The organism is Pseudomonas sp. JL27(2026) (assembly GCF_056933555.1).
Map to the genome: position 1 here is coordinate 1,816,793 of NZ_CM167794.1, position 14,343 is coordinate 1,831,135.

Below are 14,343 nucleotides of genomic sequence, written 5' to 3' on the forward strand. Positions count from 1 at the left end.
ACGTTGACGCCGCTCGGCACCCGTCGGGCGCAGCACTTTCGGGGAAGTAACGATGAAGATGCGACGACTCTTAGGCGCAGGTGCCGCTCTGGTGCTTGCGATGGGCTCCACATTCGCCAACGCCGACAGTAAAACCCTGAGCATCGGCTATGTCGACGGTTGGTCCGACAGCGTGGCGACCACTCATGTGGCGGCCGAAGTCATCAAGCAGAAACTCGGTTATGACGTGAAGCTGCAAGCGGTTGCCACCGGGATCATGTGGCAGGGCGTGGCCACCGGCAAACTCGACGCCATGCTGTCAGCCTGGCTGCCGGTGACACACGGTGAATACTGGGCCAAGAACAAGGACAAGGTGGTCGACTACGGCCCGAACTTCAAGGACGCCAAGATCGGCTTGATCGTGCCGGAGTACGTCAAGGCCAAGTCCATTGCCGACCTGAAGGACGACACCAGCTTCAAGAGCAAAATTGTCGGCATCGACGCCGGTTCAGGCGTGATGCTCAAGACCGATCAGGCGATCAAGGATTACGGCCTCGATTACAAACTGCAGGCCAGTTCCGGCGCGGCGATGATTGCCGAACTGACTCGGGCGGAAGAGAAAAACGAATCCATCGCCGTCACCGGTTGGGTGCCGCACTGGATGTTCGCCAAGTGGAAACTGCGTTTCCTTGACGATCCAAAAGGCGTTTACGGCGCGGCAGAGACCGTAAACAGCATCGGCAGCAAAGGCCTGGAGAAAAAAGCACCGGAAGTGGCGAAGTTCCTGCACAACTTCCAGTGGGCGTCGAAAGACGAAATCGGCGAAGTCATGCTGGCGATCCAGGACGGCGCCAAGCCTGAAGTTGCTGCCAAGGATTGGGTGGCCAAACACCCGGAGCGCGTGGCCGAGTGGATCAAATGATTTGAGCTGACGTGTCTGGTCAGCACCTCTGAAGGCCGCTTGGCATAACCGCCAAGCGGCCTTTTGCTTTCCCTTGTGGGAGCGGGCTTGCTCGCGAAAGCGGTGTGTCAGGCAACTTGATGCCAACTGATACTCCCTCTTCGCGAGCAAGCCCGCTCCCACATTGGTTTCAGTGTCTGCTGGAAAATGGCGATTCTGTCATGTCGTTCTACTACTAAGGTCGTCTGGAACCTCTCCTTCAGCCGCATGAAAGTGGATACGTTCCAACAATAATCTGTGCTGCGAGGATAAAAACAATGAACGACAGCATTTACCTCTCGATTCAAAACAGCCCGCGTTTCAAGGAGCTGGTCAGCAAGAGAGAGCGGTTCGCCTGGATACTCTCGGCGATCATGCTCGGACTTTACTCGGGCTTCATCCTGTTGATTGCCTACGGGCCGCATGTGCTGGGGGCCAAGATCAGCCCCGAGTCATCGATTACCTGGGGTATCCCGATCGGTGTGGGGCTGATTGTGTCGGCCTTCATCCTGACCGCTATCTACGTGCGACGCGCCAACGGCGAATTCGACGACCTGAACAATGCGATTCTCAAGGAGGCTCAGCAATGATCCGGCGTCTATTGGCAGCTCTGGGCATTGCCGCCTTCGCACCGGCCGTTTGGGCGGCCGAGGCACTGACCGGCGAAGTGCACAAACAACCGCTCAACGTTTCGGCGATCCTGATGTTCGTGGTCTTCGTCGGCGCAACGCTGTGCATCACCTACTGGGCGTCCAAGCGCAACAAGTCGGCGGCCGACTACTACGCGGCGGGCGGCAAGATCACCGGTTTCCAGAACGGTCTGGCGATTGCCGGTGACTACATGTCGGCAGCGTCCTTCCTGGGGATTTCCGCGCTGGTATTCACCTCCGGCTACGATGGCCTGATCTACTCGATCGGCTTCCTGGTAGGCTGGCCGATCATCCTGTTCCTGATCGCCGAGCGCCTGCGTAACCTGGGCAAGTACACCTTTGCCGACGTGGCGTCCTACCGCCTTGGGCAAACCCAGATTCGCACACTGTCGGCCTGCGGTTCGCTGGTGGTGGTGGCGTTCTACCTGATCGCGCAAATGGTCGGTGCCGGCAAGCTGATTCAACTGCTGTTCGGCCTCGATTACCACGTAGCGGTGATCCTGGTCGGCATCCTGATGTGCCTGTACGTGCTGTTCGGCGGCATGCTGGCGACCACCTGGGTGCAAATCATCAAGGCTGTGCTGCTGCTGTCCGGCGCATCGTTCATGGCGCTGATGGTGATGAAACACGTCAACTTCGACTTCAACATGCTGTTCTCCGAGGCGATCAAGGTTCACCCCAAAGGTGAGGCGATCATGAGCCCGGGCGGCCTGGTGAAAGATCCGATTTCGGCGTTCTCGCTGGGGCTGGCGCTGATGTTTGGTACCGCGGGCCTGCCGCACATCCTGATGCGTTTCTTTACCGTGAGTGACGCTAAAGAAGCGCGCAAGAGCGTGCTGTACGCCACGGGTTTCATCGGCTACTTCTACATCCTGACCTTCATCATCGGCTTTGGCGCGATCCTGCTGGTCAGCACCAATCCGGCGTTCAAAGATGCGGCTGGCGCGCTGTTGGGTGGCAACAACATGGCGGCGGTGCACCTGGCTGACGCGGTGGGCGGCAGTATCTTCCTGGGCTTCATCTCGGCAGTAGCGTTCGCGACCATTCTGGCGGTGGTTGCCGGTCTGACCCTGGCCGGTGCTTCGGCGGTGTCTCACGACCTGTATGCCAGTGTGATCAAGAAGGGCAAGGCCAACGACAAGGACGAAATCCGCGTTTCGAAGATCACCACCGTCGCTCTGGGCGTATTGGCGATTGGTCTGGGCATCCTGTTCGAAAGCCAGAACATCGCGTTCATGGTTGGCCTGGCGTTCTCCATTGCGGCCAGTTGCAACTTCCCGGTGTTGCTGCTTTCCATGTACTGGAAAAAGCTGACCACCCGTGGCGCCATGATTGGCGGCTGGCTGGGTCTGGTCAGTGCGGTGGGCTTGATGGTGTTGGGGCCTACCATCTGGGTGCAGATCCTGCATCACGAGAAGGCGATTTTCCCGTATGAATACCCTGCGCTGTTCTCGATGATCATTGCATTTGTCGGGATCTGGTTCTTCTCGATCACCGACAAGTCGACCGCGGCGGATAACGAGCGGGCGCTGTTCTTCCCGCAGTTCGTTCGTTCACAGACAGGCTTGGGAGCGAGTGGGGCGGTGTCGCACTAAGAGTGGCTAGAAGCTGCAAGCTGAGCTGAAACGAAATGCCCCGGTCGAGAGATCGGGGCATTTTTGTTTGTGCAGGCTTTTGTGTTCTCGGTACTGACGCCTTCGCGGGCAAGCCCGCTCCCACAAGGCTCGAGGCAACCCAGACATTTTGTGTGCGACCGCACATCCTGTGGGAGCGGGCTTGCCCGTGAAGGCGGTGGCTCAGTCACTGCAATACTTGAAATGCGGCACAAATAAAAACGGCCTCTATATTAATAGAGGCCGTTTGCGGTGTTACTTAAGACATTATCGCAAGACAGGTCTTATTTGCGGTCTTCCAGCTTGGTGATGTCACGCGACTCGTAGCCGGTGTACAGCTGGCGCGGACGGCCAATCTTGTAAGGGCTGGAGAGCATTTCTTTCCAGTGGGAGATCCAGCCGACGGTCCGCGCCAGGGCGAAGATCACGGTGAACATGCTGGTTGGAATGCCGATCGCCTTGAGGATGATCCCCGAGTAGAAGTCGACGTTCGGGTACAGCGAGCGTTCGATGAAGTACGGGTCGGTCAGGGCGATCTCTTCCAGGCGCATGGCCAGTTCGAGTTGCGGATCGTTGTTGATCCCCAGTTCCTTCAGGACTTCGTCGCAGGTCTTCTTCATGACGGTGGCGCGTGGATCACGGTTTTTGTAAACCCGGTGACCGAAGCCCATCAGTTTGAATGGATCGTTTTTGTCCTTGGCCTTGGCGATGTACTTGTCGATGTTCGAGACATCGCCAATTTCGTCGAGCATGGTCAATACGGCTTCGTTGGCGCCGCCGTGAGCCGGGCCCCAGAGTGCCGCGATGCCGGCAGCGATACAGGCAAACGGGTTGGCACCCGAAGAGCCTGCCAGGCGTACGGTGGAGGTCGATGCGTTCTGCTCGTGGTCGGCGTGGAGGATGAAGATCCGGTCCATGGCCTTGGCGAGTACCGGGCTGATCGGTTTGATCTCGCACGGGGTGTTGAACATCATGTGCAGGAAGTTCTCCGCGTACGACAGGTCGTTGCGCGGGTACATCATGGGTTGCCCCATGGAGTACTTGTAAACCATTGCTGCCAGGGTCGGCATCTTGGCAACCAGGCGGATCGCGGAGATTTCGCGATGCTGCGGGTTATTGATGTCCAGGGAGTCGTGGTAGAAGGCCGAAAGGGCACCGACTACACCGCACATGACGGCCATTGGGTGGGCGTCGCGACGGAAGCCGTTGAAGAAGGTCTTCAGCTGCTCGTGGACCATGGTGTGGTTCTTCACGGTGCTGACGAACTGGGCCTTCTGTTCTGCGGTCGGCAGTTCGCCGTTGAGCAGCAGGTAGCAGGTTTCCAGGTAGTCCGACTTCTCGGCGAGTTGCTCGATCGGGTAGCCGCGGTGCAGCAGGATGCCATTGTCGCCATCGATGTAGGTAATCTTCGACTCGCAAGAGGCGGTCGACATGAAACCCGGGTCAAAGGTGAAACGGCCCGTGGCCGTCAGGCCCCGTACGTCGATTACATCGGGACCAACGGTGCCGGTTAAAATGGGCAGCTCGACGGGGGCTGCGCCCTCGATGATCAACTGCGCTTTTTTGTCAGCCATGTGGCCTCCTATTTATGCTTGAAATCATCAGACAGACCCCCCACGCAGGGCCCGCACCACTATAGTGAGATAAATTCGAATGTCAATTTGCCTAAAGTCTTGCTCCAGAAGGCTTTAACCGGACTTTTTCCTCGAAATTACCTGCCATTTACGCCTTTTATTCCGCTAACGCAATGAGCTATTAGGGGAAGGTGTTTGCGTTGTCATTAGTAGCCTAACTGTCTATACTCGGCCTCCGACCGCCAGGGGCTTTTGGGCCCGTTTTGATGGGGGTCGCACTCCCTGGGTGGTGGTTACCTGACCAGTGCACTCCCCAACAACTTTGCCCTGATTGTTAGGGGCTCTTCAGTGTGAAAAAAAGCCGTGAATAGCCAACGACCTGTAAACCTAGACCTAAGGACCATCAAACTCCCCATCACCGGCGTAACGTCATTTCTTCACCGTGTTTCCGGCATCATCCTCTTCCTGGGCCTTGGCATCATGCTTTATGCATTGAGCAAATCCCTGGGTTCCGAGGAAGGTTTCGCCGAGGTGAAGGCATGCTTGACCAGTCCGCTGGCCAAATTCGTGGCGTGGGGCCTGCTGTCCGCCTTGCTGTATCACTTGGTGGCCGGTGTACGCCATCTGATCATGGACATGGGCATCGGTGAGACGCTGGAAGGCGGACGACTGGGCTCGAAAATCATTATCGCCGTGTCTGCGGTGCTGATCGTTCTGGCGGGAGTTTGGATATGGTAACCAGCGTTACGAACCTATCGCGTTCGGGCCTCTATGACTGGATGGCACAGCGTGTGTCTGCGGTCGTTCTCGCGGCTTATTTCATCTTCCTGATCGGATACCTCGTTGCGAACCCTGGCATTGGCTACGCCCAATGGCACGAACTGTTCGCAAGCAACTGGATGCGTATTTTCAGTCTGCTGGCCCTGGTGGCCCTGGGCGCTCACGCCTGGGTCGGCATGTGGACCATTGCGACTGACTACCTGACGCCAATGGCGCTGGGCAAGTCGGCGACCGCCGTACGTTTCCTCTTCCAGGCAGTATGCGGCGTTGCGATGTTCGCTTACTTCGTCTGGGGTGTGCAGATTCTCTGGGGTATCTGATTCATGGCTAACATTCCAACGATTTCTTTCGACGCCATCATCATTGGCGGCGGCGGTGCCGGCATGCGCGCAGCGCTGCAACTGGCACAGGGCGGTCACAAGACTGCCGTGATCACCAAGGTTTTCCCGACCCGTTCGCACACTGTATCGGCCCAGGGTGGCATCACCTGCGCCATCGCGTCTGCCGACCCGAACGATGACTGGCGCTGGCACATGTACGATACCGTCAAGGGTTCCGACTACATCGGTGACCAGGACGCTATCGAATACATGTGTCAGGAAGGTCCGGCTGCCGTTTACGAGCTGGACCACATGGGCATGCCGTTCTCGCGTACCGAGCAGGGCCGCATCTACCAGCGTCCGTTCGGCGGTCAGTCGAAGGATTACGGTAAAGGCGGGCAGGCTGCCCGTACGTGCGCCGCTTCCGACCGTACTGGTCACGCGCTGCTGCACACTCTTTATCAGGGCAACCTGAAAGCCGGTACCACGTTCCTGAACGAGTACTACGCTGTCGATCTGGTGAAGAACCAGGAAGGCGCGTTCGTCGGTGTGATCGCGATCTGCATCGAAACCGGTGAAACCACCTACATCCGCGCCAAGGCTACTGTTCTGGCGACCGGTGGTGCAGGTCGTATCTACGCGTCCACCACCAACGCCCTGATCAACACCGGTGACGGCGTCGGCATGGCGCTGCGTGCTGGCGTGCCGGTACAAGACATCGAAATGTGGCAGTTCCACCCGACCGGCATCGCCGGCGCCGGTGTTCTGGTGACTGAAGGTTGCCGTGGTGAAGGCGGTTACCTGATCAATAAGCACGGCGAGCGTTTCATGGAGCGTTATGCTCCGAACGCCAAAGACCTTGCCGGTCGTGACGTTGTTGCCCGCTCGATGGTTAAGGAAATCATCGCTGGTAACGGTTGCGGCCCGAACGGCGACCACGTAATGCTCAAACTCGACCATCTGGGCGAGGAAGTGCTGCACAGCCGTCTGCCAGGCATCTGCGAACTGTCGAAGACGTTCGCTCACGTTGATCCGGTGGTTGCTCCGGTTCCGGTTGTTCCGACTTGCCACTATATGATGGGCGGTGTTCCGACCAACATTCACGGCCAGGCGATCACTCAGAACGCTGAAGGCGTGGACGAGATCATTCATGGTCTGTTCGCTGTGGGCGAAGTGGCTTGCGTATCGGTTCACGGTGCCAACCGTCTGGGCGGCAACTCACTGCTCGACCTGGTGGTATTCGGCCGCGCTGCCGGCCTGCACCTGGAAAAGGCGCTGACCGACGGCATCGAATACGACGACGCTACCGACGCCGACATCGAAGCTGCACTGTCGCGTCTCTCCGCTCTGAACGCGCGTACCGAAGGTGAAGACGTGGCAACCCTGCGTCGCGAGCTGCAAAACTGCATGCAGAACTACTTCGGTGTGTTCCGTACCGGTGAATACATGCAGAAAGGTATCGCCCAGTTGGCTGACCTGCGTGTACGTATCGCCAACGTCAAGATCAACGACAAGTCGCAGGCGTTCAACACTGCGCGTATCGAAGCACTGGAACTGCAGAACCTGCTGGAAGTGGCTGAAGCCACCGCCATCGCTGCCGAAGTACGTAAAGAGTCCCGCGGCGCTCATGCCCGTGAAGACTTCGAAGACCGTGACGACGAAAACTGGCTGTGCCACACCTTGTACTTCCCGGGTGAAAAGCGCGTGACCAAGCGTGCTGTGAACTTCTCGCCGAAGACTGTTCCGACTTTTGAACCTAAGATTCGGACTTATTAAGGGTGGCCGCCATGTTGAAAGTCAGTGTTTATCGTTACAACCCTGATCAGGACGCCGCGCCGTTCATGCAGGAGTTCCAGGTTGATACCGGTGGTAAAGACCTGATGGTGCTGGACGTGCTGGCCCTGATCAAAGAGCAGGACGAAGGTTTCTCCTATCGTCGCTCTTGCCGTGAAGGTGTTTGCGGTTCCGACGGCATGAACATCAACGGCAAGAACGGCCTGGCCTGCGTCACGCCGCTGTCTGCTGTTGTAAAAGGTAACAAGTTGGTTGTTCGTCCACTGCCAGGTTTGCCGGTTATCCGTGACCTGGTTGTCGATATGAGCATCTTCTACAAGCAATACGAGAAGGTGAAGCCTTACCTGCAGAACGACACGCCGGCCCCGGCCATCGAGCGTCTGCAGTCCCCTGAAGAGCGTGAAAAGCTTGACGGTCTGTACGAGTGCATCCTGTGTGCTTGCTGCTCGACCTCTTGCCCGTCCTTCTGGTGGAACCCGGACAAGTTCCTGGGCCCGGCTGCTCTGCTGCAAGCGTACCGCTTCCTGGCAGACAGCCGCGACACCAAGACGTCCGAGCGTCTGGCTTCGCTGGATGACCCGTTCAGCGTATTCCGCTGCCGCGGGATCATGAACTGCGTCAACGTATGCCCGAAAGGCCTGAACCCGACTAAGGCCATCGGTCACATTCGTAACATGCTTCTGCAAAGCGGCGTGTGATTCAGCTGTAGTACCCGCTGTACCCGTAGAGGCTAAGGCGCGGGCTTCAACCCGCGTCTTGGCTATAACCAGAGCAGCAGCCGATAACGCTGCGGCTCTTATTTTGAAGAAATGAGACAAGCAGGGGCATCCGGGCTGGTACCCGGACTATCAGCGTGATCCTAAGTGGCTTGTTTTGGTCGCTGCATTCGGACTTCTGCAAGTTTGCTCGGTGTCTTCGCCGGTGGTGTTCCCCTAACCGAGGGTGACCAAGCATGCAAGAAAGCGTGATGCAGCGCATGTGGAACAGCGCCTACCTATCCGGTAGTAACGCTGCCTATGTGGAAGAGCTCTACGAGCTCTACCTGCACGACCCTAACGCTGTGCCAGAAGAGTGGCGCACCTACTTTCAGAAGTTGCCGACAGACGGCAACTCTGCCATCGATGTTTCGCACTCGACAATTCGCGATCATTTCGTGCTGCTGGCAAAGAACCAGCGCCGCGCCCAACCGGTTTCCGCCGGCAGCGTGAGCAGTGAGCACGAGAAGAAGCAAGTTGAAGTGCTGCGATTGATCCAGGCCTACCGTATGCGTGGCCACCAGGCAGCCCAGCTTGACCCGCTGGGGCTGTGGCAGCGTCCTGCACCTGCAGACCTGTCGATCAATCATTACGGCTTGACCAATGCCGATCTTGATACGACCTTCCGTGCCGGCGACCTGTTCATCGGCAAAGAGGAAGCGAGCCTACGCGAAATTCACGAAGCGTTGCAGCAGACATATTGCCGCACCATCGGCGCTGAATTTACGCACATCGTCGATTCCGAGCAGCGCCAGTGGTTCCAGCAGCGTCTGGAAAGCGTGCGTGGCCGTCCGACGTACTCCGCGGACATCAAGAGCCACTTGCTCGAGCGCGTGACAGCCGCTGAAGGCCTGGAAAAATACCTGGGCACCAAATACCCGGGCACCAAGCGTTTCGGTCTGGAAGGTGGTGAAAGCCTGATCCCGTTGCTGGATGAACTGATTCAGCGTTCGGGGTCCTACGGCACCAAGGAAATCGTTATCGGCATGGCCCACCGTGGTCGTCTGAACGTATTGGTCAACACCTTCGGCAAGAACCCGCGTGAGCTGTTCGACGAGTTCGAAGGCAAGAAAAAGGTCGAGCTGGGTTCCGGTGACGTTAAATACCACCAGGGCTTCTCGTCCAACGTCATGACCACCGGCGGTGAAGTTCACCTGGCCATGGCCTTCAACCCTTCCCACCTGGAAATCGTTTCGCCAGTGGTCGAGGGTTCGGTACGTGCCCGTCAGGATCGTCGTAACGACCCAACCGGTGACAAGGTTCTGCCTATTTCCATCCACGGTGATGCTGCATTCGCAGGTCAGGGCGTGGTCATGGAAACCTTCCAGATGTCGCAGACCCGCGGCTTCAAGACGGGCGGCACGATCCACCTGGTGATCAACAACCAGGTTGGCTTCACCATCAGCAACCCGCTGGATTCGCGCTCTACCGAGTATGCGACCGACGTTGCGAAAATGATCCAGGCGCCGATCCTCCATGTGAATGGTGATGATCCGGAAGCTGTATTGTTCGTGACCCAACTGGCCATCGACTACCGCATGCAGTACAAGCGCGACGTGGTGATCGACCTGGTCTGCTACCGTCGTCGCGGCCACAACGAAGCTGATGAGCCTAGCGGCACCCAGCCTCTGATGTACCAGCAGATCGCCAAACAGCGCACCACCCGTGAGCTGTATGCCGATCGTCTGACCCAGGGCGGTGTTCTGGACGCTGCGCGTGTTCAAGCGAAAATCGATGAATACCGTAACGCGCTGGACAACGGCTTGCATGTTGTAAAAAGCCTGGTCAAAGAGCCGAACAAAGAGTTGTTTGTGGACTGGCGTCCGTACCTGGGCCACGCCTGGACTGCGCGTCACGACACCACGTTCGATCTGAAAACCCTGCAAGAACTGTCCGCCAAGCTGCTGGAAATTCCGGAAGGCTTCGTGGTTCAGCGTCAGGTTGCCAAGATCTACGAAGACCGCCAGAAGATGCAAGCCGGCGGCCTGCCGATCAACTGGGGTTACGCCGAAACCATGGCGTACGCGACCCTGGCGTTTGAAGGTCACCCGATTCGCATGACCGGTCAGGACATCGGCCGCGGTACGTTCTCGCACCGTCACGCTGTCTTGCACAACCAGAAAGATGCCGGCAGCTACATTCCGCTGCAGCACCTGTACGAAGGTCAGCCGCGTTTCGACTTGTACGACTCGTTCCTGTCCGAAGAAGCGGTATTGGCGTTCGAGTACGGTTACTCGACCACCACGCCGAATGCCCTGGTTATCTGGGAAGCCCAGTTCGGCGACTTCGCCAACGGTGCCCAGGTGGTGATCGACCAGTTCATCACCAGCGGTGAGCACAAGTGGGGCCGTCTCTGCGGTCTGACCATGTTGCTGCCACACGGTTATGAAGGTCAGGGTCCGGAGCACTCTTCGGCTCGCCTGGAGCGTTACCTGCAGTTGTGCGCCGAGCACAACATTCAGGTGTGCATGCCGACGACGCCTGCCCAGATCTACCACTTGCTGCGCCGTCAGGTGATTCGCCCGCTGCGCAAGCCTCTGGTCGTACTGACGCCAAAGTCGCTGCTGCGCCACAAGCTGGCCATCTCGACGCTGGAAGATCTGGCCGAAGGTTCGTTCCAGACCGTTATCCCGGAAATCGACGCCCAGGACCCGAAAAAGGTCGGTCGCGTTGTTCTGTGCAGCGGCAAGGTCTACTACGACCTGCTGGAAAAACGCCGTGCCGAAGGTCGTGATGACATCGCCATTGTGCGTATTGAGCAGCTGTACCCATTCCCTGAGGACGACTTGATTGAAGTCCTGGCTCCTTATTCCAACCTCAAACACATCGTTTGGTGTCAGGAAGAGCCGATGAACCAGGGTGCCTGGTACTGCAGCCAACATCACATGCGTCGCATCATCAGCGGTCACAACAAGTCTCTCGTACTCGAGTACGCGGGCCGTGAAGCGTCTGCTGCACCTGCTTGTGGTTATGCATCGATGCACGCTGAGCAGCAAGAAAAACTGCTGCAAGACGCCTTTACTGTTTAACGCCTTCGCGCACCTGAAACCGAATTTAAGGAACCACAGACAATGGCTATCGAGATCAAAGCCCCCACTTTCCCGGAATCGGTTGCCGATGGCACCGTTGCCACCTGGCACAAACAACCGGGCGACGCGGTCAAGCGCGACGAGCTGATCGTCGACATCGAAACCGATAAAGTCGTACTGGAAGTGTTGGCTACCGCTGACGGCGTGCTGGGCGCTATCGTCAAGAACGAAGGCGACACCGTTCTGTCCGACGAAGTCCTGGGCTCCATCGTGGAAGGCGGTGTTGCTGCCGCTGCTCCGGCTGCCGCCGCACCTGCACAAGCTGCTGCTCCGGCCGCTGCTGGCGAAGACGATCCTGTTGCTGCTCCTGCTGCGCGCAAGCTGGCTGAAGAAAACGGCATCAACATTGCCTCCGTTGCCGGTACCGGCAAAGGCGGTCGTGTGACCAAGGAAGACGTGGTCGCGGCTGTTGCTGCCAAGAAAGCCGCTCCTGCTGCCGCGCCTGCCAAGGCTGCTGCTCCTGCCGCCGCCGCTCCGGTGTTTGCTGCTGGCGATCGCATCGAGAAGCGCGTACCGATGACCCGCGTACGGGCCACCGTTGCCAAGCGTCTGGTTGAAGCTCAATCGAACATGGCGATGCTGACCACCTTCAACGAAGTCGACATGACTGAAGTCATGGCCCTGCGTTCGAAGTACAAGGACCTGTTTGAGAAGTCCCACAACGGCGTACGCCTGGGCTTCATGTCGTTCTTCGTGAAAGCGGCCACCGAAGCGCTGAAGCGCTTCCCGGCTGTCAACGCGTCGATCGACGGTGGCGACATCGTTTACCACGGTTACGCCGACGTCGGTGTTGCTGTTTCCAGCGACCGTGGCCTGGTGGTTCCGGTTCTGCGTAACGCCGAGCTGATGAGCCTGGCTGAAATCGAAGGCGGCATCGCCACCTTTGGCAAGAAAGCCCGCGACGGCAAGCTGTCGATGGACGAAATGACCGGTGGTACGTTCACTATCACCAACGGTGGTACATTCGGCTCGATGATGTCGACCCCGATCGTTAACCCGCCACAAGCAGCAATCCTGGGCATGCACAACATTCTGCAGCGTCCGATGGCGATCAATGGTCAGGTGGTTATCCGCCCGATGATGTACCTGGCGCTGTCTTACGATCACCGTTTGATCGACGGCAAAGAAGCTGTGACTTTCCTGGTTACCATCAAGAACCTGCTGGAAGACCCGGCTCGTCTGCTGCTGGATATCTGATTTCGTTGCACTGGCCGATCAGCGATGATCGGCCTTTTGCCGAAACACACAGCTTCGTCCCACGATGACCTCCAAAAGAGGTTGTCCGGTTTGATTCGAGAAGGAATGACACATGACTCAGAAATTTGACGTGGTAGTGATTGGCGCGGGCCCTGGCGGCTACGTGGCTGCCATCAAAGCTGCACAGCTTGGTCTCACCACTGCCTGCATCGAGAAATACACCGACAAGGAGGGCAAACTGGCCCTCGGCGGTACTTGCCTGAACGTCGGCTGCATTCCTTCCAAGGCGCTGCTGGACAGCTCCTGGAAATTCCACGAAGCCCAAGACGGCTTCGCGATCCACGGTATCAACCACGCTGGCGTGACCATGGACGTGCCAGCGATGGTCGGCCGCAAGGCCAACATCGTTAAAGGCCTGACCTCCGGCGTTGCGACCCTGTTCAAAGCCAACGGTGTGACCTCCATCCAGGGTCACGGCAAGCTGCTGGCCGGCAAGAAAGTTGAAGTCACCAAGCCTGACGGTTCGGTAGAAATCATCGAAGCCGAGAACGTGATTCTGGCTCCAGGCTCGCGTCCGATCGACATTCCACCGGCTCCGGTTGACCAGAACGTGATCGTCGATTCGACCGGCGCTCTGGAATTCCAGGCCGTACCTAAGCGTCTGGGCGTGATCGGTGCTGGCGTGATCGGTCTGGAACTGGGTTCGGTCTGGTCCCGTCTGGGCGCAGAAGTCACTGTTCTGGAAGCGCTGGACACCTTCCTGATGGCGGCTGACACCGCTGTTTCCAAGGAAGCGCTGAAAACCCTGACCAAACAAGGTCTGGACATCAAGCTGGGCGCTCGCGTCACCGGTTCCAAAGTGAACGGCGACGAAGTCGTTGTGAACTACACCGATGCCAATGGCGAACAGAACATCACTTTCGACAAGCTGATCGTAGCCGTTGGTCGCCGTCCGGTGACCACTGATCTGCTGTCCGCCGATTGCGGCGTGACCCTCGACGAGCGCGGTTTCGTGCACGTTGACGATCACTGCGCCACCACCGTACCGGGCGTTTACGCCATCGGCGACGTGGTTCGCGGCATGATGCTGGCACACAAGGCCTCGGAAGAGGGCATCATGGTTGTCGAGCGCATCAAGGGCCATAAAGCCCAGATGAACTATGACTTGATCCCTTCGGTTATTTATACTCACCCGGAAATTGCATGGGTCGGTAAAACCGAGCAAGCCTTGAAAGCTGAAGGCGTTGAAGTTAACGTCGGCACCTTCCCGTTCGCAGCGTCTGGCCGTGCCATGGCCGCGAACGATACCGGCGGTTTCGTCAAAGTGATCGCCGATGCCAAGACTGACCGCGTATTGGGCGTCCACGTGATTGGCCCGAGCGCTGCAGAACTGGTACAGCAAGGCGCAATCGGCATGGAATTCGGCACCAGCGCCGAAGACCTGGGCATGATGGTTTTCTCCCATCCGACCCTGTCCGAAGCTTTGCACGAAGCAGCTCTGGCAGTGAATGGCGGCGCCATTCACATCGCCAACCGCAAGAAGCGTTAAGACAATAAGAAACCACGGCGCAATGCCCGTCGTGAGCCTTGTACGCAAGACTCTCCGCGGAACTTGAGCCGGACGCAGTCTTGCGTAGTTTCAGCAATACCTG

General features: G+C 58.0%; 11 protein-coding genes. 10 read left to right on the forward strand and 1 reads right to left on the reverse strand.

The window, feature by feature from the left end; translation table 11 throughout:
• Positions 1-52 precede the first annotated feature (52 nt).
• From AC1Z1G_RS08190 to AC1Z1G_RS08200, 3 genes are all read left to right on the forward strand, one after another.
• On the forward strand, positions 53-901 hold the full coding sequence (locus AC1Z1G_RS08190) for a glycine betaine ABC transporter substrate-binding protein (protein WP_483626295.1): 849 nt from the start codon (positions 53-55) through the stop codon (positions 899-901).
• A 296-nt stretch (positions 902-1,197) separates the two neighbouring features.
• Entirely contained in the window at positions 1,198-1,509 is a 312-nt protein-coding gene (locus AC1Z1G_RS08195) for a DUF485 domain-containing protein (RefSeq protein ID WP_347904831.1), read from the forward strand.
• A complete protein-coding gene (locus tag AC1Z1G_RS08200; RefSeq protein ID WP_483626297.1) occupies positions 1,506-3,164 on the forward strand; it encodes a cation acetate symporter in 1,659 nt (552 codons plus the stop codon). Before AC1Z1G_RS08195 ends, AC1Z1G_RS08200 begins: the two co-directional genes overlap by 4 nt.
• 302 nt (positions 3,165-3,466) lie before the next feature.
• Here the strand turns inward: AC1Z1G_RS08200 and gltA are convergent, their stop codons facing one another.
• Entirely contained in the window at positions 3,467-4,756 is a 1,290-nt protein-coding gene (gltA, locus tag AC1Z1G_RS08205) for a citrate synthase (protein ID WP_347904833.1), read from the reverse strand.
• A gap of 363 nt (positions 4,757-5,119) precedes the next feature.
• Between gltA and sdhC the strand changes: the two genes are divergently transcribed.
• The 7 genes from sdhC (at position 5,120) to lpdA (ending at position 14,240) form a co-directional block, all read left to right on the forward strand.
• Positions 5,120-5,494 carry a succinate dehydrogenase, cytochrome b556 subunit gene (sdhC, locus tag AC1Z1G_RS08210; protein ID WP_347904834.1) on the forward strand — a complete coding sequence of 125 codons (375 nt, stop codon included), beginning with the start codon at positions 5,120-5,122 and terminating at the stop codon, positions 5,492-5,494.
• Positions 5,488-5,856, forward strand: coding sequence for a succinate dehydrogenase, hydrophobic membrane anchor protein (sdhD, locus tag AC1Z1G_RS08215; RefSeq protein WP_003446906.1), 369 nt, complete (start codon positions 5,488-5,490; stop codon positions 5,854-5,856). The genes sdhC and sdhD overlap by 7 nt, the downstream gene beginning before the upstream one ends.
• A gap of 3 nt (positions 5,857-5,859) precedes the next feature.
• A complete protein-coding gene (sdhA, locus tag AC1Z1G_RS08220; protein WP_347904835.1) occupies positions 5,860-7,632 on the forward strand; it encodes a succinate dehydrogenase flavoprotein subunit in 1,773 nt (590 codons plus the stop codon).
• Positions 7,633-7,643: 11 nt separating this feature from the next.
• Positions 7,644-8,348 carry a succinate dehydrogenase iron-sulfur subunit gene (locus AC1Z1G_RS08225; RefSeq protein ID WP_045057758.1) on the forward strand — a complete coding sequence of 235 codons (705 nt, stop codon included), beginning with the start codon at positions 7,644-7,646 and terminating at the stop codon, positions 8,346-8,348.
• A gap of 254 nt (positions 8,349-8,602) precedes the next feature.
• Positions 8,603-11,434, forward strand: coding sequence for a 2-oxoglutarate dehydrogenase E1 component (locus AC1Z1G_RS08230; RefSeq protein WP_483626300.1), 2,832 nt, complete (start codon positions 8,603-8,605; stop codon positions 11,432-11,434).
• 42 nt (positions 11,435-11,476) lie between these two features.
• The gene (gene odhB / locus AC1Z1G_RS08235) at positions 11,477-12,691 is read left to right on the forward strand and encodes a 2-oxoglutarate dehydrogenase complex dihydrolipoyllysine-residue succinyltransferase (protein ID WP_483626302.1); all 1,215 of its coding nucleotides are present in this window, start codon (positions 11,477-11,479) and stop codon (positions 12,689-12,691) included.
• A 112-nt stretch (positions 12,692-12,803) separates the two neighbouring features.
• Complete coding sequence (gene lpdA / locus AC1Z1G_RS08240; protein ID WP_347904838.1) at positions 12,804-14,240, forward strand: dihydrolipoyl dehydrogenase; 1,437 nt, start codon at positions 12,804-12,806, stop codon at positions 14,238-14,240.
• Positions 14,241-14,343 lie beyond the last annotated feature (103 nt).